The organism is Marivirga atlantica, from assembly GCF_016734805.1.
Classification (GTDB): domain Bacteria; phylum Bacteroidota; class Bacteroidia; order Cytophagales; family Cyclobacteriaceae; genus Marivirga; species Marivirga atlantica.
The window spans coordinates 224,336-245,969 of record NZ_JAERQG010000001.1; the positions used below are offsets into that span (position 1 = coordinate 224,336).

Below are 21,634 nucleotides of genomic sequence, written 5' to 3' on the forward strand. Positions count from 1 at the left end.
GTATGAATAAATTTGCAAATGAGGTAGAGGCAGCTGATGCCTTGCATGAAAAGTACACGTCACTTAAAACTGAAATCAACAAAATTATTGTTGGGCAAGATGAAGTGGTTAAGCTTGTCTTAAGTTCATTGTTCTGTCATGCTCACAGCCTTTTGGTTGGTGTACCAGGCCTTGCAAAAACATTACTTATTAAAACTGTAGCATCAGCTATGAACCTGGATTTTAATAGAATTCAGTTTACCCCTGACCTGATGCCTTCAGATATCATAGGAGCCGAAACGCTGGATAAGGATAGAAATTTTAAATTTATTAAAGGCCCTGTTTTCAATAACATCATCCTAGCAGATGAGATAAACCGTACGCCTCCAAAAACTCAGGCAGCTCTGTTAGAGGCCATGCAGGAGAAAAATGTAACTGTTGCAGGAAAAGAATATGCATTACCTAATCCGTTTTTTGTATTAGCTACCCAGAACCCGATTGAACAAGAGGGTACCTATCCACTACCTGAAGCACAACTTGACAGGTTCATGTTCAATATTAATCTTGACTACCCTAGCTATGAGGATGAGTTAAGTATCGTGAAAAACGGACCTTCACAAGCAGAGCAACAAATTAATGCAGTACTATCAGCTGCAGAGATTATTGAATTTCAAAAGCTAGTTGACAAAGTCCCTGTTGCCGATAATGTGGTAGAATATACTGTAAAGCTCGTTCATTCAACTCGCCCAAACTCCGGTTTAAGCAAAGACATCACGAATACTTACCTGGAATGGGGTGCCGGGCCAAGAGCCTCACAATTTCTAATTAAAGCAGCCAAATGCAACGCTTTATTGAACGGAAAGTATTCACCTGATATAGAAGATGTAAGGGCTGTTGCCACTCCTATTTTGCGACATAGATTGGTTAAGAACTTTAAAGCAGATGCCGAAGGTTTAACTATTGAGGCTATCATAGAAAAGCTTCTTTAACTTTATAAGTTTTTTTACCGACTTGCAGTCAATAGTTTTTATAGATTACAGGAACTGATAAAAGTTCGGACATTCTATATTACCGTGTATGCTTCTTATCTTAAATCTGTAGTTGAGCATAAACTCGTGCGTTCCGTTGGATGCAGCTCTAATGGCTGAAGTTGTTAAGTCATAAGAATAAGAAAAATGAAAAGACTCGCTTAGCTTTAAGTCGATATAAGAAACTACAGCATCAATATTTCTATAGGATGCTCCAACGCTCAATAAGTCATAAAAGACAAAGCTAGCATTAATATCAGCACTTAAAGGAGAGCCTTCCTGTCCCCTTAGTAACAATGATGGTTGAAACTTTACAGTTGCATCTCTATTTAAGGGGATGTTCATTCCTCCATACAAATAATAATTTCTTGCTGATCTAATACCTCCATTAATAACATTCTCAAGTTCTGCATTAGAATAACCATTAGTCAATAAGAAAGGCACAGAAAAGCCAGCAAAGAAATATTTACTGTAATAATACACACCCGTTCCAAAATTGGGTTTTAGCTGATTGTTAAGACTGGTAAAAGAAATATCATTTACGTCATCCAAATTTAAATCCTCATAATCTGCTGATAGCATATTAACACCAGCTTGTAAACCCATGGCTAATTTACCGACTGGTGTTTTAATAATAAAAGCATAGCTGGCGTATACATTTTGATTAGAATAGCTACCTATCCTATCATCAGAAACCAAAAGACCTAAACCCATTCGCTCTTTCCATAATGAGGTATGCGCACTAAAAAACAGTGTTTGTGGAGCTCCATCAAAGTTTACCCATTGATTTCTATACATTGCAGAGGCACTAAATTGTACATGACTCCCCGCATATGCCGGATTCAGTATGAGCCCATTAAAAATATATTGTGAATAAATAGGATACTGCTGAGCCTTTCCAGACTCAGCAGCAGAAAAAAAGAATAAAATGATTATTGGAAAGGCGTAAATGTATTTCCTAAATCTATTAAGCATTTATTTTAATTTACTATTTCTAAATAGCCAGTTACAGGTTTAGAACCGTTACCCTTATCAATTACATAAAAGTAAGTTCCATCTGGCACGTTTGTCCCCATCAGATTCAGTCCTTTGTTAGATACGCCATCAAACACTACAGTATTATTGTCATATCCTTTTGCTTCATACACCAAAGTTCCTGCTCTATTGTATATTTTTACAAGATTATTAGGAAAATTTGAAATACAGTCAATTTTGAAGGAATTATTTCTAGAATCTCCGTTTCTTGATATACCATTGAATGCATTAATCTCAGTTGGTACAGTCACTTCCTTCTCAGCACTACATCCCATGGAGCTTTCTACACTAGCAGTATAAGTGTCTGCCGGTACATTAGTTAAACTTGGTCCAGTACCAACACGTATACCAGCGGAATTAGTCCATTCGATGGTATTAATTTCAATCGCTGATGTAATTAGCAATGCAACATAACCATTTGATTCGTTACAGCTAACACCTTGAACTTCAAATTCAAAATCAGGATACTCCAGGTCTTCTATAATTTCAGCAGATACTGGTTCAGAAATACAGCCCGTTCTTGTATCAGTAGCCGTAACTGTGTAAATACCCGCTGAAAGATTAGTTACTCTTTCACCAACTGCGAAGGTAGTTGCTCCTACCTCTTCCCCCACATACCAGTTAAATATATATCGACCAGTACTTCCATTTACATCTACTCTCAGACTACCATTATCTAATTGGCAATGAGTATCATGGGATAGAACCTCTATCGTAGGTGCTGAAGTTGCTATCACATCAGAAGTAATAGTTATTGTTGCTTCATTTGAGCATTGAGTAATATTATCTGTTGCTCTAACCGTATAAGCAATATCTTGCATTTCTGCGAATTCAGGTCCAGTATAAACTATATCTCCTGTGGCCGAGTTTCCTTCAAACCACTCAAATGTATAACCTACAATTTCTCCATCAACAGAAGCGCTAGCAACACCATTGGCTAAACTCAAGTCACACACAGTTAAAGGATCCACTTGGTTTACCTGAATATTTGGTATTACTTGTTCATTAGCTATGGTAATAGTATCTCTTGCCGTACAAGCAGCAGTAATAGTATCTGTTGCAATAATTATGTAATCTCCAGCAGATAAATTCTCAACTCTTCTTGATTCTGCAACAAAAGTACCACTGAGCGTTCTCCATTCATAGCTGTAACCACCGTCTGAAGTAACCGTGGCAAACACAGAGCCATTATCACTATCACAATTTGTTACTGGTGTAGCAGAAGTCGTAATTTGAACTTGATTGACTTCAGTAACTAATTGATAAGTCTCTTCATAAGTACAACTTGAAGTACTATCCATAACCCTAACAGTATAAGAGCCTTCAGTCAAATCGGTGATTTCATTGCTTGGTCCTGCATTAGTTGTGCCAATTTGATTGGTAGTACCTGTTCCTTCAAACCAAGCGATAGAATAAGGACCGCTTAGCCCAGAAACTGTTACCTCTAAACGACCTCCACCTGCTCCAGGCTGAACAGCACATAGTTGTGGATTGTCAAAATCCAAACTAAGCACTGGCTCGTCAATATCTCTTTCAATAACAAACTCCGTGAGTGAGCTAGCGCAACCAGTTGCTGTATTCGTAGCTATTACATAATATATACCCTCTCTTAAGTCTGACCAAGTGTTAGTAGTTCCAGATTGAATTGGGTTAGCTGTATCGCTTTCTTCAAACCATTCAAATGTGTAATCAGCCATGTTAGCAGGACTACCATTTTCATTAACATTAATGATGGTTGCAGTTCCATTACCAGGATCACCACATAGTGTTACAGGCGTTAGCTGTAAATCTGCAGAAGCAATACTTACTGTAGTAATATTATCTATAATACTATAGGTTTCAACTACTGAGCATTGCGAACTATCATTTATTACTTCAACAGTATAATCACCAGCCATTAAACTGTCAGCCGTAAGGCCAGCGAAAGCCAACTGATTTAATGGATCAACAGTTGTGCCACTATACCAATTGATCACATAATCATTTAAATCAATACTTCCCTGATCAACTTCTATAGTTATAGAACCATTAGCTGTAGAAGAAATACAATTAGTATTGGGTTGTCTTGTCACCCCAGAAATTACAGGATCCTCAACTTCTAATTCAATCTCTATATCTATTTCATAAATAGAACATTCTGAAACTTCAGAATAAATTTGAACTATATAAATACCCTTTTCAAGATTCTCAAAAATTAAAGGATTGGTATTGCCCCTAAGGGTAGTAACACTATCATAAACGGCACCATTCTGTATCTGAAGAATGGCAAGATATTGATTAGCCGTAGTTCCTGGAGCCGGATCTAAACCGATCACTTCAATACTTCCATTATTTGGAATACAAGTAGTGGCGTTTTCTATCAAAACAGTGTCAATTTTATGAGCCTCATCAAAAGGTAAATAAAGTACCTCCTGACTTGTACAACCATTATCTAAATCTGTTGCAGTTACGGTGTATAATCCAGTGAGTAAACTATCGGCTCTTGAAATGAATACACCATCTTCTGTTAAAAAAGGACTTCCTGATGATGAATTACCTTTGTACCACTCTATAAAAAAACCTGATGTATTATTTGGCGAACTTACCTCAACCTGTAATATACCGTTTCGCTCGGCACATGTACTTGGAGTGTCCAAAATCGCTTTATCCTGCTCAATATTTACCGTTGCACTATCTGCCACCTCTATGGTTTGAATATCAAAGCAATTTCTTGCATTATGGAAAGCTTCAACTGTATAAAAGCCTGGAGCTAAGTCATCAAGTACATTTCCGTTTTCAGTGTAATCCGGAGAAGCTTTTACTTGTTGGCCGTCATACCATAAGAAGGTATAATCATTTAAGTCATCCAAGTCTACACTAGCTGTTACACTACCGTTAAAAGGTGAACACTGGGTAATAGGCTGAGCTGTTAAGCTTACATTAGGCTGAACTATATCATTTATAATATTTACCTGATCTGTCACAAAACAACCTGTGCTATCTATCGTCAACTTAACGGTATAAACACCGCCACTTAGGTTATTTAAATTTAAGCCCGTTCCAATTGGTGAACCAGTCGTGCTGGCACCAGCAAACCATTCTACCGTATGATCATTTATATCTCCAACTATGGTAGCACTCACGGAACCATTTGGTTGACTATTATCGCACGAGATATTATTAGTACCTGAGACACTCTCAATTTCTGGAGCGGTGGTTTGATTAATTCTGATGCTATCAGTAGTTGTACATTTAGAACTATTATCAGTCACCACAACCGTATACCAACCTTCGGCAAGCCCTGTTACTTCAGCTCCGGTATAGTCTGCACTAGGCTTTATACTTGTTCCTTCAAACCAATCAAATTTGTGGCCAGAGTTACCACCTGTTACGGAAACACTAACACTTCCTGAATTTAAAGCTGAACAAACAATATCTGTTGCATCAAGTGTAATATCAGGTGAAACGGTATTGTCCGGTACTTGAGCCGATTGTGTTACCGTGCACCCTGTAGCTTTCTCTATAATCCTTACGGAATAGAAACCTGCACTAAGTGTTGTCACAGTATGTGACACAGCTATAGTATCACCTGTAAAGACCTGAGACCCTTCAAACCATACGTAATCATATTTACCAGGTGGGTCGGCACTGTTAGGATCATTGTCTCCTCCGTTAACTGTAACTGTAAGCTTACCATTAGGGTTCTTACAATTGGTAACGGCTTGGTCAAGATTGATGGTTGCCACTAAATCTCTGGTAGTACTACTATCAGCAATTTGAATTCTTAAAGTATCAGAGCTACAGCCTGCAATATTATGAGTGGCATAAACTGAATAGGTTCCCGGAGCTAATCCTGTATAAGTAATCCCTTCAAAATCAGGAGTACCAGAAGTATCTGTTCCATCAAACCAAAAGAAATCATAATTTGTGGTTACTTCAGATCCACCAACATCTCTAAAAACTCTTGCCGTACCATTTGCAAATAAAGAATCTACACAGGCAAAGTTATTTGTAATTTCAGCAGATAAAGTAAATGGTGCCGGGTTTACATCTGCGGCTACAATGTTGTTAAAATAATCACACTCTAAAAAATTAGTGCTCGGAAAGGTAATAGGAGCTGGCGTAGTAGCACCGTCATCATTGAGTACAGCATAAAGCGTAAATGCCGAACCACTTCCGCTAATGTTAATATCAATAGCTGAATCTACCTGACCCACCGCGAAATTTGTGAGTGATAAATATTCTGTATTCAATCTATTTGTACCAGCAACAAGTGGATCACCATCATAAAAGGTAATAGGCACATCACCTGAAAGCGGCACATCACCTATGTTCTCAAAATTAAAGCTTACAGTAAAGTCCGTATCAGGACAAGTGGGTTGATTAATTGTAAAAGTATTTTCTATAATAGCCAAGTCAGGAGAAGCATAGGTAGGGCAACCCTCTGAACTTAAAAAAGGTGATTGATTTAAGAAACCATTTAATGGCCTTACCGGGCCTGGCTGACAAGTACCATTAGACCAGACCAAATGATGTTTTTGCTGTCGTCTTGGTACTGTTAAATCATCATTAATATTCACATTAAAATAACCATGTTGGTTCCATACCCTTCTTGCTGGCACCCAAGGTTCACCACCCGATTCATAAATTCTAACTTGAGCTGGATCATCTAAATCTAACCACCTACCAGGCCAAGTTGGCTCGTAAGAGTCTGGCGTACATACCACACATATCTCAGTAGAACCATCTGCATCTACATCGGCCACTATTGGGTATTCAATATTGGTTCTAGACCTACACTTTATTTCGTCTCCAACTGTTCCGTCTCCATTTAAGATATATAAATAATCCTCATCTCGGTACACAATCTCTGTTTTACCGTCTCCATTAAAATCGAATAATGTACAACCCGTAATACCTGAGGTTTCTTCAAAAACTTCTTTTGACCATAACAATTCCCAATTTTCATCGAGCGCATGCACATATTTACCTGAAACAAAAACCGCATTTAATTGGCCATCACCATCTAAATCACCAATGTTTATACGACCTGTGCCATTGTGCCATCCTTTTCCATAGTTGGCAATAGATTCAGTATAAGTATATTCCTTCGTAGTTTCATTTTCTACATCCCAGAAAAAAACCGTTGTATAATTATTTTCATCAGCGCCAGTGAAAATTACATCTAAGAAACCATCTAAATTATAATCTGCTACACTAGTAGTAGCACTTTCACTATTACCACCTTTCAATTTATAACCTATATTAGCATCATCTATTTTTGTGAGTGACCAACTATCTTGCGTTCGGGAAGCACTTGTATTAACGCGGTAAATCTTATCATTTAAAACTAACTCAAGGTCTTCATCTCCTTTAATATCCACTGCAACTGAACCGTCACCCGTTTTATCCCAATTTGCTCTATCCCCTCTGGCCAAACGAACTCCTGTAATAGGATCTCTGATTTCATCTTTGTAGTACAATTCCGCTTGACCATCGCCATCAAAATCTGCAAAACCAATATTAAAACGCTCATCACCAGTATTTTCCGATGCCCATTGTTTTACTAATTCACAATCATAGGCCACGACTTTGTTGCCCTCTACAGTATAAACCCAAGCACAGTTATCACCCTTTACATTGGCAATTGCAGACCTCCACAATACTGTGCCAGAATTACCCACAACGGATTTTTTTACACTACCATCGATACCATTTAACAAGAAAATTCTTTTGGTATATCTGTTTTGAGTAATTATTTCAGGAATACCATCACTGTCTAAATCACCAATAGATATTCTACTAAGGTTATTAACTACGTCATCATCAGATGAATAGGCAAACTTCAATTTAAATGCTGGCAACTCAGAGGGCTCTGCTTCACATGAAGCATCATTTCCTAAATAAAAGCCTTCACATTCAGCTGTTTCAGTACAATCAGAATCAAAACAGTCAACGAAACCATCTCCATCATCATCAATACCGTTATTACAAATTTCAGCTTGTTGGGCTTTTAATGTAATAAGCGTAAACACTAAGGCTGCAAAGGTGAAAAGTATCTTCTTCATAATTATAGGTTTTTGGTGGTTATTAGTTGAGAGCTTTTCCCACTTTACAAATATATTGAATGCTCCTCAATCCGCTTAGTCATTACAGGTGTAAATAAAGCGAAAGCCCACTCATGTAAGAAAAACTAAGGAATCGCTTAATTTACAAAAAGCAAATCTAAATAGACTGATTGTTCATCTGGCTTAAGTAGTTACTTGTAGAAATTACGACAGTTTAACAGTATGTGGATTGAAAAAGGATATTGAAGAATTAATTAAACAATTTAACCAACCCAAAAATTGATTGTGGCTTATCCAGCTGAGCGCCATTAACTACTTAATCCAGCTTTTCGTAATATAGTCTTTTCTCCTTTTTACCTTTAGTGATAATATCAAACATATAACTTACTGATAATTGTACGCTATGAGCTTTGGTGCGGAAGTCATCCTGATAAGCAAAAACACCCCCAAATAAAGCTTCTTGATTTGCCATTACAGAATGACCCCATTGAAATTGCAGTTCAACATTGAGTGTTTGACCAGGTGCGGGTTCAAATTTCAAACCTGAAGAAAAAATCAATCCTAACTGTACCCTGTTGGCTTCAGGGACATAAAGCAAACCCAAAACTGGGTCCTCAGGATACTCCTCAAAGCTTATTTCATAATTGAGCTTATCAATGCTTTCTTCAAATAATTCAACAGCTTTCAGAGAACCTTTCCCACCTAGCCACAAATTGATATTAGGGCCAGCTCCCATATACCATTTAAAATTTCTATCCCATAAAGATTGGCTAAAGTCTACCTTATACAAAATAGGTAGGTTTAGGTAGTGATAGGTTGCCTTATTCTTAAGCCTTTGGTCAATAACACCCTTAACAATCTTTTTCTGATTAGAATAAAGTACATCACACTCAAGAAAAATTCTTTTTCTAACTTTGAAAGCCGTACTTACCCCCACATTGTATCCAAATGATGGCTCTTTTTTGTATGCTTCTGTATCAAAATCCTCATATTCAAACCACGATAATCGAGCTCCAGCTTTAGGCCCTATATAAAATTGCGCGTATAATGGCTCTATCCCTAATACAGTTAAGCATGTGATTATTAAGTGTAACGTTAATATTCTTTTTATGCAGCGCATGTTACGGTTTAGTGGTGTCTTCATTACAAACAAAAGATTGCGGCAATTTAGTGTTAAATTTGACTAAATCTAAAGACGAACTTATAGAATTAGACGATGAAATGTGTAAACTTTCGGTCGAAATATGCTAAAAATTGAGTTGTTAATTAATACATTGCTGTTTAATTCTACATTACTTGATGAAATAAGTGATCAGGGAATAAGTGTGAAAGTGTTATCAGTAGTATGAATAATTTTTTTTGTGTACTATATATATTCTTCCTATTTAATGTGCTCTCATCACAAGCACAAGAAATTCCTGTATACAATCATTTTTATACAACCCCATACTTACTAAACCCTGCTGAAGCTGGCGCCTATCCTTTTATGAATGCTTCAATAAACCATCGACAACAATGGCGAGGAGTTGAAGGAGCTCCAGTTGTAACTACCATCACTTTTGAATCACCTTTTGACTATAAAAATTGGGCGTTAGGCGTAAATCTAAGGAACTTCAATAGAGGATTGCTATCCACCACCGATTTTTTGGCTACTTATGCTTATACCGTTTATTTCAGATCAAGCGCCAGTTTACGCTTTGGCTTGTCTGCAGGTTTAACAGCTAATAGCATAGATGTACGCCAAATCAATGATCCAAGTGATCCTGCCTTGGCTAATTTCCTCGATAATAACATCCAACCAATTTCAAACTTTGGGATGAAATTCGAGTCACCCATAGGTCTAAATTTCGGAGTTTCTCTACCTCAATTATTTGAGCCTAGTTATGTAAATACAAAGAATTTTGAGGCTTATGATTTTTCTCCATTTGATGAGGTAACAGTAATGGCCTATTTTAAAAAGCGCATTGATTCCAAGATTGTAACCAAACGAAGCGGTCGCTATAAAAGAAGAGTCAAAATTGAAGATACTTTTTCACCTTTACAGATTTATGCACTGTACCAGTATTCAGCGTTAGTAGATGAAAGGATTGAATTATTAACAACTTTAAATCTTAACGAGAATTTTTGGCTAGGTGCATCCTACCGGCTCAATTATGGTGCTTCAGGGATGTTTGGCTTCAACATAAAAAATGTTGCCTTTAGCTATGCTTATGAGCCTTCCAGCAAATTGGTGCAGGGTTTTGCAAATGGTGCTCATGAGGTACAACTTAAATTAAGAATTGGTGAAAAGAAAAAGCTTGAACAAAATAAACCTAAGCTTAGAACTCTATCAAGATCAGAAACTCATAACCCTAGGTTTTCAAGTGAAGATGTTCAGTTAGGTGGCGATGAGGAGCAAACTGCCAAAAGAAAGTATTATGTTGTGGTAAAAGAGTATAAAGATTTTAATTCTGCTGATAAGCTCGTTAAGCAGTTGAAAAAAGATCAAGACATTTCATCCGATATCTTCTACAACAAAAACAATGGGGTCTATTATGTTTATATTTATGAAACTTATTCAAAAAGAGACGCCTACAAAGATAAAAAGGCAGCAGAAGAGTTAACCAAGTTCAAAAACATTAAGGTGATTATTGTAGATTTATAAATAACTGCACGAAGCATTGTTTTAATAGCAGATGAAATTACTACTTAAATATCTCTTTCTATTCTTAATCGTTTGCGCAATCCGCGAGGCGAGTGGACAGTCCTCAAATATTAGCATACTAGATCCTGATAATGGGTATTCTGGTCAGTTAATAAGTTTAAAAGGTGAAGGACTTGCTGGTTTTGACAGAGTATTTTTTGGCAATATTGAAGGTGAAATTATTAGTGTTGCGGATCAGCTGGTTGAAGTGAAGCCTCCTGCAGGAACTCCGTTCGATAATATTTCACTTTTAAACACCTCTACAGGTCTTTATTATTACTCAGAAAAAGATTTCTATTTGACTTTTAAGGGAGAATCAGGTATAGCACCTTCTAACTTTGATGCTCAGGTAGATGTAGATGCCTTTGCAGGTCTATATGATATAACTATTGCAGATTTAGACGGAGATCAAAAAAATGACATCATTTCCGCAAACCAAGAAAGTAATTTCCCCTCGATTTACTTTAACAATAGTACTCCTGGAAATATAGATTGGACTCCTATTGCTTCAAATGTTGATTTAGACCCTTATTCAGCAAGCAGCATAAGTTCACTGTCATATCATGTTACTTCTGGAGATATTACAGGAAATGGAAAACCTGATCTTGTTTTTACCGAAGCAACTGATGCTACTATAGGGACTAGGTTGTTTATTATTGGCAATAACTCATCAGGACCTGGCAATTTTAGCCGTCAACAGAAAGTTATTGCGCTTGAAGGTGTTTCTACTAAACGTGTAATTATAAAGGATTTAGACTTAGATGGTAAACCTGAGATTATTGTTTCTAGCGAGAATAATAACAAAATTTATATACTTGTTAATAATACGGCCTTAACCACTTTTGGACCAAACCCACCAACTCCCACTATTATTGAACTTACGGTTGACGGTGCTCAAAGAACATCAGGGCTAGAGGTTGAAGACCTTAATGGAGACGGTAAAGCTGAGATAATCACTAATCCAACTCAAAATGAAAATTTCTTTATTGCCTCAAATCAAAGTACTCCTGGTAATTTCTCTTTTGAAAGCTTTGAACAAATTACTTTCGGTGAAGACTTAGTGAATGTAAAAGTGGCAGACTTGAACAATGATAACAAACCAGATATTATTGTAACATTTTTTGACGATGATGCCATTGCCATTTTCCCTAATAGCACAGCAGGTGTTGCAAGCAGCCCAAGCTTTGAGACTCCAATCATCATTAGTTCAAACCTGTTTCCTTGGGGTTTAGATGTTGGAGATATGGATGGAGATGGTGACTTAGACATATTAATAGCTACTATAGGTAGCACAGCTATCAACTTATTTGAAAATCAGGGAGAAAATAGTTTCGACTTTGTACGCAGAACATTACCAGTAACATTCATCAATAGAAATATAAGAGCAGCAGATATGGATGGTGATAGCAAGCCAGATATTGTCTTCGCAAGTGTAGAATCTGGGGGCAATGGTATTAATAAACTGTCTGTTTTAAGAAACCAAAAATGCATTATACAAACAATAACACCGTCCGGCCCCATAAATGTGTGCACTGGAAATTCAATTACTTTAGAAACACAAGCTATGGAGGGTGTTACTTACCATTGGCTACAGGATGGCGATACAGTTAAATCCAGTACTGATAACTTTATTGAGCTTGCAAGCAGCGCACAGTCAGGTGAGTATTCGGTAGAGATTGACGCAAATATTGAAGTATGTGCGGGTAATCCTGAACCTGTAAGTGTAACAATTACAGACTCTAATACTTTGACTTCTGCAATAATAGATGATGTAGGCTCTATTTGCACGGGCGAATCATTATTTCTCCAATTAGCGAATGCTGTAGAGGTAAATGCTGATTCATTAGTTTGGCATGGCCCTCAAGGTTTTACTGAGGCTGGAGATCAGGTTGAAGTAGTAGATTTTAATATCTCAAAGGCCGGACGTTACTCTGTTGATGTTTACTCAGGTTCATGTATAGTAGAGACAGTTAGCACAATAGTCGAAATAACAAATGCACCTAATTTTGCTTTAAATGGTTCGGGTACTTATTGTAAAGGAGCCACTATTGAATTATCAGTTTCGCCATCAACAGGTGCAATAGGATATCAGTGGTTTAATGGAAACACTCTTCTCACTGGAGAAACAAATAACAGCTATACTCCAACAGAAACAGGTAATTACTTTGCAAAAGTAGCATACAATACAAGTTGTTCTCCAATAAACACTGATACGGCAGTCGTCAATATTTTGGCACAACCGCAAATTAGTTTCACCTTTCCTTCTGAGGCGTGCACTGGCAACTCACTTTCATTTACTGATGAATCCGTAGTTGATGATAATGCCATCGTTAATTATTCCTGGAGTTTCGGAGATGGAAATGTTTCCACAGAAAGAAACCCAACCCACATATATAATTCTTCAGGTACTTTCGATGTTTCTTTGGAGATTACTTATGATGGATTTACAACTTGTACCTCAGAGCTAAGTCAATCAATAACCATTAACGGAGAATTAAATTTCTCAATTAACTCATCAAGCACTGCAATATGTGAAGGTGATAGTAGTGTGCTTTCTGTAGACAATCCATTTAATACCTACAACTGGAGTACGGGAGAAACTTCTTCTTCGATAATTGTTAGAGAGGCTGGTGATTATTCAGTAACCGTAACTGATGCTAATGGCTGTGAAGGAACAAGTGAAATTACCGTTACTTCCGCTCCTTCTCCTACTGTTGAATTAAATGCCTCAAATACGGTCATTTCACCAAATGACACCATTACTTTAAATGCTACTGGCTTAGCCAATTATATATGGTCACCAGATTCAGCTATAATCAGAAACTCTTCAGATGAGGTACAAATGGTTATATCCAATTCAACAACTGTTACAGTTGAAGGAACGAATTCAAGTGGTTGTTTTGGCAGTGCCAGCATTCAAATAAGGGTGGAAGAAAGCAATATAGGTGATGTCATAGTGCCAGAAAAGTTCTTTTCTCCCAACAATGATGGCATTGCAGATTCATGGAAAATTGAAGAAATAAGTAACTATCCCCAGTGTGGCATAGAAATATATGATCAAACAGGAAATAAGATTTATGAAGCCAAACCATATAATAATGATTGGCAAGGCACTTCAAATGGTCAACCAATACCTGATGGTGTGTACTATTTCGTAATCAGGTGTGACGATGCAGGCCTGGTAAAGTCTGGAAGTATTACATTGTTGAGGTAGATGGGAAACTTATACATTTAACAAAATGACTTTTTACTGGTATTATCATTTAATTGCTATTCTCTTTTATTTGATAATTGCACTTTTTTCAGAAAAAGTTAATGGTTTAAGAAAATCACAGTGGATTGGGTTTAAAACCAGACTTTCAAAACTCAATGAGCATACTCAAAATGAGGCCAACTCGTTCTCGTCAAAAATTATGTGGGTCATTAGTATAGAAATGACTATCGAGCATTTGTTATTATACCTAGTGTTCAAATATAACTATCTTCCTACATATCTATCACTTTTTGCTTTGAAGAGCATTCTTGTAATCCCAATAACTGAATATCATCTCAAATCTCTTTTTGATGAAAATGGAAATTTTAAGAAGCATTTAAACTAGTCATCCTTTGTAAGTCGTCTGAACAGTCACTCTTGTCTTATTCTATTTTCTCTCATTTCATCTAATCATCACTAAAGTTGATCAGTAATAAATACACTTCATCCCATTAATTCTACAGTTCAGTAAGCTTTAATTCTATTTAAATGAGCTTTCATCCACCTTAGCATCATCAAAAACGCAAAGAAGATGAAAAAGCTCAACCTATTTATCACATCAATTTTATTACTTACCTCATTAAAGGTACTAAGTCAGACCCAAATCAGTGGTGTTGTTAAATCACAGAAAGGTGAAGCCCTTATTGGTGCTAACATCTTTATTGAAAACACCTATGATGGCGCCTCTTCAGACATAGAAGGCAATTTTAAATTTGCTACCACTGAATCAGGTCAGCAAACACTAATTGTTTCAATGATTGGCTTTCACCCTTACCAAAAACAGATTAACTGTAATGGTACCACTATCACCATTAACATCACCTTAAAAGAAAAAATAGATCAGCTTAATGCAGTAACTATATCAGCCGGAGCTATGGAGGCCAGCGATATGAAGAAGGCCGTTGTTATGAAGCCTCTGGATATTGTAACTACTTCAGGAGCTTTAGGAGATATAGTGGGTGCCTTTAACAAACTACCAGGAACTGCTACAGTTGGCAACGATGGTAGATTATTTGTTCGTGGTGGAGATGCCTCAGAAACCAATATTTATTTCGATGGCCTTCAGGTAGGGAATGCCTATGGCAGTACCGCACAAAATGTACCTACTCGTTCAAGATTTAACCCTAACCTATTTAAAGGAAGCTTCTTCAGTACCGGAGGCTACTCTGCAGAGTATGGTCAGGCACTTTCTTCCGCACTAGTTCTTAACACTATAGATATGCCACTTAGAAACCAAACTGATATTAGCGTGATGTCTATAGGTGGTGGCATAACTCAAACTTTAGTAGGTGAAAGAAACGCATTTACCGCTTCAGCCAATTTTATGGATTTGGCACCTTATATGTCAATTATCAACCAAAATATGGAGTTCACTAATGCACCAAGTAATTGGAACGTAGAAGCACTCGGAAGACAAAAAATAGGTAAATCTGGCTTACTTAAAGCATTTGTACATACGGAATCAGCCAGTCTCGCCATCAATAGAGATGATATTAATGAAACAGAAAAAATTCATACTACTGTTGATAACACCTATCATTTTGGGAATGTAAGCTTCAAAAACACGATCAATGAGAGCTGGTCTTACTATGGAGGTGCTTCATTATCCTACAATACTGATGAGATATCATTAGAAAACATTGCCCTCAAAAAAGTAAATAAGTTAGCTCATGTAAAAGGAGTTTTAGTCCACGATGTTTCAGACAGGTTCTCCTATAAAAATGGTTTTGAAACCTACCAAAAGCATTATTCGGAAGAAGTTATTAACAACGAAGCAGTAAGAGCATACAATGAGTTAACCGCTAATCACTTTGTGGAGGCTGACTATTATTTCAGTAAAAAGTTAGTGCTAAGAGCTGGATTAAGAAGTTCTTATAATGACTTAATTAATAAATTTTGGGCCACTCCAAGAGCTTCTTTAGCTTATCAAGTAAATGAAAACGGACAATTCTCTTTAGCATATGGTCAATTCAAGCAGCTTCCAAAAGAAGAATTAAGAGTTCAGCAAAACAACTTGGAGAATGCCACCGCCTCTCACTATATCTTAAACTACTTATACAGCAAAAAGGGCAGAACATTTAGAGGAGAGCTTTTTAATAAGAATTACAACCAATTAGTTCAATATTCAAATACTGATGGATTTGACTATGAGGGCTTAAGAAATTCAGGAGAAGGTTACGCAAGAGGGTTTGATCTTTTCTATAGAGATAATAGATCTCTGAAGGAAACTGACTTTTGGATCACCTATTCATTTGTTGACAGTAAAAGAAACTTTAAAGACTTCAGCAGCCAGGTAACACCAAATTATGCGCCTAAGCACAATGCTTCAGTGGTGATGAAAAGATTCTTTCAGCCATTACATTCTCAACTAGGCTTTTCATACAGTTGGAATAGCGGCTACCCGTTTCACAACCCAAACAAAGCAGGTGAAATGCAATCTATGACAAAGGATTATAACAACCTTAGTTTTAGCTGGAGTTACCTGCCAAAGCCTAACCTCATCATCCATTTTGAATGTAGTAATGTACTTGGGTCTCAAAATATCTTCGGATATGAATATGCCAATCAACCAAATACTTCAGGTATAATGAATGGGCGACCAATAAGCCAGGTGGCAGACAGGTTTATATTCTTAGGGGTTTTTCTCACCCTATCAAAAGACAAAAATGCTAATCAACTTAACAACCTTTAATAAAACCACAATCAAATTTTTAAATCACTAAATCTTAAAATCATGAAAAAGTTAATTTTATCAATCGCATTAGTTTTCGCTGTAGTAATTGTCAAAGCAAATGATAGCTCAGCCTACATCAAAGCAATGAAAGCTAAAATTGAGCAGTTCAACAAAAGTCAGTCTTTAGAGGAATTACAAGCTTCTGCTAATGCTTTTGAAAGAATTGCACAAAAGGAGGCCACAGAATGGTTGCCACTTTATTACGCTGCATTCGGTTATGTTAAAATGGGTTTCAACGAAACGCTTTCATTAGATGAAAAAGACATTTATTTAAACAAGGCAATTGTGCTTGTGGAAAATGCTGAAGAAATTTCACCTAACAACTCTGAACTAACAGCTTTAAAAGGTTATGCCTTAATGGGAAAATTAACTGCTGATGCTGCTAGCAGAGGTCAAACATTATCACCTCAGGTGATGCAAACCTTTGGAAAAGCCATACAGCAGAATCCTGAAAACCCAAGAGCTCTTTACCTAATGGCACAAATGGAGTATGGAATGGCTCAGTTTTTCGGAAGCGGAACAGAGAAAGCTTGTGCTATGACTCAACAAAGCATCAGTTTATTCGAGAAAAATCCTTCGGAAGGTATTATGCCTTCTTGGGGGCTTGGTGGAGCAAAAGCTATGCTTTCAAGATGTCAATAAAATTAAATAACTTAATTTAGGGATTCATGAATATGAGTAAAGACAATAGAGACGCACCAAAGAATTGGCGATCAGTAAAAACGCTTAAATCTTTATTAATTGTTAATTCTATAATTGCTGCGATTATCACTATATCTTTTCATCCTGATAAAGCCACATCTCTCGCTATTTTTAATGAATGGCGAGAGTTCCTTTATTCTTTTATAATCTCCCTTGCTTTGAGCTATGGAATCTCGGTTATAGTTGAATTTACTGATACGAGAATTAGCTGGATACATGAGCCTCTAAAAAGATTGATAGTCGAATTGCTGTCAGTCACGGCTTACGCCTTTATCGTAGGCTTTCTGTTCGCAACAATACTCTTGTGGGGTTTTTATGACTTCACTTTTGACACACTTCCATGGGACAACATTCTAAGAAATACCCGCTGGCCCATTATCATTTCACTAATTGTTACAATAGCATTTACTACCCGAGCATTTCTTTTTGAATGGCGAACAGCGGCAATTGCTTCTGAAAAATTAAGAGCTGATAGATTTCAAGGACAATACCAATCTTTAAAGAACCAGCTAAACCCTCACTTCTTATTTAATTCGCTCAACACCCTGAGTAACTTAGTTTACGATGATCAGGAGAAAGCTATTGTCTTCATTCAGAAGTTATCAAAAATTTACAGATATGTAATAGAAGTGCAGCAGGAAGAGTTGGTTACTGTGAGGCAAGAATTATCATTCCTTGAAAACTACCTTGGCCTTCAAAAGCTTCGTTTTGGTGACAACCTTCAAGTTGAAATTAATGTAGAAAACCAAGAGGCTCTAATCCCGCCTCTATCACTTCAGTTGTTATTAGAAAATGCTATTAAGCACAACATCATCTCAAGCGATGACCCATTACACATTGAAATTATTGGAAAGGAAGACAGCATTATTGTTCGTAACAATCTTCAAATAAAAGACATCAAAGAAAATAGTACTGGTATAGGTTTAGAAAACATCCGCTCCAGACTGAGCTACTTTTCTGATGAATCATTGAAAGTAACTCAAAACGAAAAAGAGTTTATTGTTGAATTACCCATAATGAAAAGCGCATGACCGTACTGATCATTGAAGATGAGATCCCAGCTCAGGAACGACTAAAAAAACAGCTCTTAACAATAGATGATGAAGTTGAGATAGTGGCGTGCCTTGATAGTGTTAAAAAAGCTATCCAGTGGTTAAATGATAATTCACATCCCGATCTGTTATTTCTTGATATTCAGTTAGCTGATGGGCTCAGCTTTTCCATTTTCGACAGCATTTCAACAGACAAGCCAATCATATTCTGTACAGCTTATGATGAATATGCTATCCAGGCCTTCAAACTCAATAGTGTAGACTATTTATTAAAACCGATTGCACAAGAAGACTTGGAGAGTGCCCTTGATAAGTTTAAGAAGCTTCATGCTGATAAAACTCCATCTATTGATATGAAGGCACTTCAGCAAATGCTTTCCTCTCCTACTCAAAACTATAAAAAGCGCTTTATGGTGAAAATAGGTGATAAGATAAAGTCAGTTGAGACTAAATCAATTAGTTTCTTCTATAGTGAACAGAAAGCTACTTTCTTTCAAACTACCGAGCAGAAAAAATATCTAATCGACTATACCCTGGATCAGTTGCAGGAACTAATTGATCCATCAACTTTTTTTAGATTAAACAGGAAATACATAACAAGTCTGGAGGCTATTTCAGAAGTCTTTGCTTACAGCAACAGCAGGTTAAAAGTGAAGTTAAAAAATTGTGATGATCAGGACATTTTGGTTAGCCGAGAGAAGGTAGCAAAGCTTAAAGATTGGCTTGACGCTTAATTCACTATAGTGCTCTCAATAGTAAGGGATGAACCTGATAGGAAAGAAGCATACTCACGTAACTTTCTTGGTTCAGGGCTTTTAGATGGCTCTCCGCTGTAATCGCGATAAACCGCCTCACCACATTCACAACTTAAATATGAAGAGCCAGCACCTGAATTAGTATAAGTTACAATAGCACAAGTGCTATCTGGTTCTACTGGGCATGTCCTTTCATAAGCAGCATATTGGTTTTCACCCAAGCGAACTACCACAACTCCTTTCAAACCTATATCATTTAAGTATAAATGATTATCAAACTGAACTTGTTGATAAGCCGGAAGAGTGAGGTTTATAGTTCTATTAAATGGTTGAGGAAAAGGCATTTCATCAGGTAGCAGATTATTGGTTTCATCATCACATGCCGAAAACATGAAAAATAATATTGTTCCTAATGCTACCTTAACTAATGATTTAATATTCATAAAAACCTCGTCCGCTTTTTCTTCCGTGGTGACCCGCATCCACTTTTTGTTGTTGAATTCTACTTGGTCTAAATTTAGCATCGTAGTAAAAAGATTCAAACATGGAAGTGGTAACAGAAAAGTTCGTATCCACTCCAATTAAATCCATTAGTCTGAATGGCCCCATTTTGAAACCTGAACTTTCTATCAATCTATCTATCTGCTCAAAATCAGCCACACCTTCTTCTGCTATTTTAAGACCTTCAACATAAAAATGTCTGGCCACTCGATTAACGATAAAACCAGGAGAATCTTTTGCCATCACAGCTTTTTTACCAAGCTTCTCAGCTAGTTCTTTAGTAACAGCAGCTACTTCACTATTTGTCGAGGCTCCGGAAATCACCTCAACTAACTTCATGATATGGGCAGGATTGAAGAAGTGCATGCCAACAAGGTTTTGAGGCCTTTTCAATTTTGCAGCAATTTGCGTAATAGGAATGGATGAAGTATTGGTAGCTAAAATGGTCTGTTTGCTATTTACATCTTCAAGCTGAGAAAATATATCGTGCTTAACTTCTAGCTTCTCAATTACTGCTTCAATAATGAAATCAGCCTCTAAATCAGTAAGCTCATTGCTAAATGAAAGATTACTCAGTGCTTCCTCTTTTTGCTCTGCTGATACCTTTCCCTTTTCTATGCCTTTTTCAAGATTTTTGATGATAACTTGCTCAGCCTTTTTTACTGCATCAGCATTAATATCAAAGAGTTTAGTAGTATAACCTGCCATTGCTGCAATTTGGGCAATACCTGATCCCATAGTTCCCGCACCAACAACTCCGATTGTTTTGATTGAAGATAAATCCATTAACTCAGACTTTTAAACTGATTCAAAAATCTCACATCATTTTCAGAGTAAAGTCTTAAATCATTTACCTGAAACTTCAGCATCGCAATTCTTTCTATACCCATTCCAAAGGCAAAACCTGTATATTTTTCAGAATCAATTCCGCAATTCTCTAGCACATTAGGGTCAATCATTCCTGAACCTAGAATTTCAACCCAACCTGAATACTTACAAACATTACAGCCCTCACCATGGCATATATTACATGAAATATCCATTTCCGCACTTGGCTCTGTAAATGGGAAATAAGACGGACGAAACCTAACTTTTGTATCTTCTCCGAATAACTCCTTCGCGAAATAGTAAAGCGTTTGCTTCAAATCAACGAGGCCTACGTTCTCATCCACAAAAAAACCTTCCACTTGATGGAAGAAACAATGTGCCCGAGCTGAAATGGCTTCATTTCTGTACACTCTTCCTGGGGCTAAGGTCCTAAACGGAGGCTTTTGATTCTCCATTACCCTAATTTGTATGGAAGAGGTATGCGTTCTTAAGGCTATATCAGGATTACTCTCAATAAAGAAAGTATCTTGCATTTCCCTTGCAGGATGATTTTCAGGAAAGTTTAATGCCGTAAAATTATGGAAGTCATCCTCAATCTCAGGTCCTTCAGCTACATTGAATCCTATTTTCTGGAAAATCTCTACTATTCTATTATGTATAATAGTAAGAGGGTGTAATGTACCTAAGTTCTCTAAGGGAGGCAGAGTCAAGTCAATTGGGGCTTTAGATGACTCCGAACCAGATGAAGATTCTAAAGAGCTTATCAACTCCTTAAATTTATCTTCGGCCAATTGCTTAACTTCGTTCACTGATTGACCATAAGCCTTTCTATCCTCGGGAGCTATATTCTTAATTTCGTTGAACAGATCTCCCAAAACACTTTTCCTACTAATGAAACGCATTCTGTATGCTTCAAGCTCTTCCTGATTTGAGGCCGAAGCATTCTTTATTTCTTCCTTAAATGCTGCAATCTTATCTGACATGCACTATTGATTTTTTATAAGGTCGTAAAGTTAGAATTTTTAAGCTTGAAATTG

General features: G+C 36.9%; 14 protein-coding genes. 8 read left to right on the top strand and 6 right to left on the bottom strand.

Annotated features, from left to right (window positions below):
- Positions 1 to 2 precede the first annotated feature (2 nt).
- Positions 3 to 968: an AAA family ATPase gene (locus tag JKP34_RS01110; RefSeq protein ID WP_201916834.1), complete on the top strand. Its 966-nt coding sequence runs from the start codon at positions 3 to 5 to the stop codon at positions 966 to 968.
- A gap of 45 nt (positions 969 to 1,013) precedes the next feature.
- On the opposite strand, the gene JKP34_RS01115 is transcribed toward JKP34_RS01110, so the two are convergent.
- The 3 genes from JKP34_RS01115 to JKP34_RS01125 all read right to left on the bottom strand — a co-directional run bounded on the left by JKP34_RS01115 (position 1,014) and on the right by JKP34_RS01125 (position 9,209).
- The gene (locus JKP34_RS01115; protein WP_201916836.1) at positions 1,014 to 1,982 is read right to left on the bottom strand and encodes a PorP/SprF family type IX secretion system membrane protein; all 969 of its coding nucleotides are present in this window, start codon (positions 1,980 to 1,982) and stop codon (positions 1,014 to 1,016) included.
- A gap of 5 nt (positions 1,983 to 1,987) precedes the next feature.
- Positions 1,988 to 8,089 (bottom strand): T9SS type B sorting domain-containing protein, encoded by a 6,102-nt coding sequence (locus tag JKP34_RS01120; protein ID WP_201916838.1) that lies wholly within the window; start codon positions 8,087 to 8,089, stop codon positions 1,988 to 1,990.
- A gap of 316 nt (positions 8,090 to 8,405) precedes the next feature.
- Positions 8,406 to 9,209, bottom strand: coding sequence for an outer membrane beta-barrel protein (locus tag JKP34_RS01125; RefSeq protein WP_201916840.1), 804 nt, complete (start codon positions 9,207 to 9,209; stop codon positions 8,406 to 8,408).
- Between the two features lie 225 nt (positions 9,210 to 9,434).
- Between JKP34_RS01125 and JKP34_RS01130 the strand changes: the two genes are divergently transcribed.
- The 7 genes from JKP34_RS01130 to JKP34_RS01160 all read left to right on the top strand — a co-directional run bounded on the left by JKP34_RS01130 (position 9,435) and on the right by JKP34_RS01160 (position 19,247).
- Positions 9,435 to 10,733, top strand: coding sequence for a PorP/SprF family type IX secretion system membrane protein (locus JKP34_RS01130; protein WP_201916842.1), 1,299 nt, complete (start codon positions 9,435 to 9,437; stop codon positions 10,731 to 10,733).
- A 31-nt stretch (positions 10,734 to 10,764) separates the two neighbouring features.
- Positions 10,765 to 13,986: an FG-GAP-like repeat-containing protein gene (locus tag JKP34_RS01135; protein WP_201916844.1), complete on the top strand. Its 3,222-nt coding sequence runs from the start codon at positions 10,765 to 10,767 to the stop codon at positions 13,984 to 13,986.
- A gap of 25 nt (positions 13,987 to 14,011) precedes the next feature.
- Positions 14,012 to 14,371, top strand: a complete 360-nt coding sequence (locus JKP34_RS01140; RefSeq protein ID WP_201916846.1) for a hypothetical protein — start codon at positions 14,012 to 14,014, stop codon at positions 14,369 to 14,371.
- Positions 14,372 to 14,557: 186 nt separating this feature from the next.
- On the top strand, positions 14,558 to 16,717 hold the full coding sequence (locus JKP34_RS01145; RefSeq protein WP_201916848.1) for a TonB-dependent receptor: 2,160 nt from the start codon (positions 14,558 to 14,560) through the stop codon (positions 16,715 to 16,717).
- Positions 16,718 to 16,759: 42 nt separating this feature from the next.
- Entirely contained in the window at positions 16,760 to 17,401 is a 642-nt protein-coding gene (locus JKP34_RS01150; protein WP_201916850.1) for a tetratricopeptide repeat protein, read from the top strand.
- Positions 17,402 to 17,433: 32 nt separating this feature from the next.
- Positions 17,434 to 18,492: a sensor histidine kinase gene (locus tag JKP34_RS01155; RefSeq protein ID WP_201916852.1), complete on the top strand. Its 1,059-nt coding sequence runs from the start codon at positions 17,434 to 17,436 to the stop codon at positions 18,490 to 18,492.
- Positions 18,489 to 19,247 carry a LytR/AlgR family response regulator transcription factor gene (locus tag JKP34_RS01160; protein ID WP_201916854.1) on the top strand — a complete coding sequence of 253 codons (759 nt, stop codon included), beginning with the start codon at positions 18,489 to 18,491 and terminating at the stop codon, positions 19,245 to 19,247. Before JKP34_RS01155 ends, JKP34_RS01160 begins: the two co-directional genes overlap by 4 nt.
- Here the strand turns inward: JKP34_RS01160 and JKP34_RS01165 are convergent.
- Genes JKP34_RS01165 through pheS form a run of 3 tightly spaced genes read right to left on the bottom strand, consistent with a single transcriptional unit; the run spans position 19,244 to position 21,580 of the window.
- Positions 19,244 to 19,711: a hypothetical protein gene (locus JKP34_RS01165; protein ID WP_201916856.1), complete on the bottom strand. Its 468-nt coding sequence runs from the start codon at positions 19,709 to 19,711 to the stop codon at positions 19,244 to 19,246. The two genes, JKP34_RS01160 and JKP34_RS01165, sit on opposite strands and share 4 nt — an antisense overlap.
- The gene (locus JKP34_RS01170) at positions 19,701 to 20,555 is read right to left on the bottom strand and encodes a 3-hydroxyacyl-CoA dehydrogenase NAD-binding domain-containing protein (protein ID WP_201916858.1); all 855 of its coding nucleotides are present in this window, start codon (positions 20,553 to 20,555) and stop codon (positions 19,701 to 19,703) included. The genes JKP34_RS01165 and JKP34_RS01170 overlap by 11 nt, the downstream gene beginning before the upstream one ends.
- Positions 20,555 to 21,580: a phenylalanine--tRNA ligase subunit alpha gene (gene pheS, locus JKP34_RS01175; protein ID WP_201916860.1), complete on the bottom strand. Its 1,026-nt coding sequence runs from the start codon at positions 21,578 to 21,580 to the stop codon at positions 20,555 to 20,557. The genes JKP34_RS01170 and pheS overlap by 1 nt, the downstream gene beginning before the upstream one ends.
- Between the last annotated feature and the right edge of the window lie 54 nt (positions 21,581 to 21,634).

What these genes read in the sequence shown, in the direction of transcription:
- JKP34_RS01110 (WP_201916834.1), top strand. Translation starts at nt 3, where the DNA reads ATGAATAAATTTGCAAATGAGGTAGAGGCAGCTGATGCCTTGCATGAA.
- JKP34_RS01115 (WP_201916836.1), bottom strand. Translation starts at nt 1,982, where the DNA reads ATGCTTAATAGATTTAGGAAATACATTTACGCCTTTCCAATAATCATT.
- JKP34_RS01120 (WP_201916838.1), bottom strand. Translation starts at nt 8,089, where the DNA reads ATGAAGAAGATACTTTTCACCTTTGCAGCCTTAGTGTTTACGCTTATT.
- JKP34_RS01125 (WP_201916840.1), bottom strand. Translation starts at nt 9,209, where the DNA reads ATGCGCTGCATAAAAAGAATATTAACGTTACACTTAATAATCACATGC.
- JKP34_RS01130 (WP_201916842.1), top strand. Translation starts at nt 9,435, where the DNA reads ATGAATAATTTTTTTTGTGTACTATATATATTCTTCCTATTTAATGTG.
- JKP34_RS01135 (WP_201916844.1), top strand. Translation starts at nt 10,765, where the DNA reads ATGAAATTACTACTTAAATATCTCTTTCTATTCTTAATCGTTTGCGCA.
- JKP34_RS01140 (WP_201916846.1), top strand. Translation starts at nt 14,012, where the DNA reads ATGACTTTTTACTGGTATTATCATTTAATTGCTATTCTCTTTTATTTG.
- JKP34_RS01145 (WP_201916848.1), top strand. Translation starts at nt 14,558, where the DNA reads ATGAAAAAGCTCAACCTATTTATCACATCAATTTTATTACTTACCTCA.
- JKP34_RS01150 (WP_201916850.1), top strand. Translation starts at nt 16,760, where the DNA reads ATGAAAAAGTTAATTTTATCAATCGCATTAGTTTTCGCTGTAGTAATT.
- JKP34_RS01155 (WP_201916852.1), top strand. Translation starts at nt 17,434, where the DNA reads ATGAGTAAAGACAATAGAGACGCACCAAAGAATTGGCGATCAGTAAAA.
- JKP34_RS01160 (WP_201916854.1), top strand. Translation starts at nt 18,489, where the DNA reads ATGACCGTACTGATCATTGAAGATGAGATCCCAGCTCAGGAACGACTA.
- JKP34_RS01165 (WP_201916856.1), bottom strand. Translation starts at nt 19,711, where the DNA reads ATGAATATTAAATCATTAGTTAAGGTAGCATTAGGAACAATATTATTT.
- JKP34_RS01170 (WP_201916858.1), bottom strand. Translation starts at nt 20,555, where the DNA reads ATGGATTTATCTTCAATCAAAACAATCGGAGTTGTTGGTGCGGGAACT.
- pheS (WP_201916860.1), bottom strand. Translation starts at nt 21,580, where the DNA reads ATGTCAGATAAGATTGCAGCATTTAAGGAAGAAATAAAGAATGCTTCG.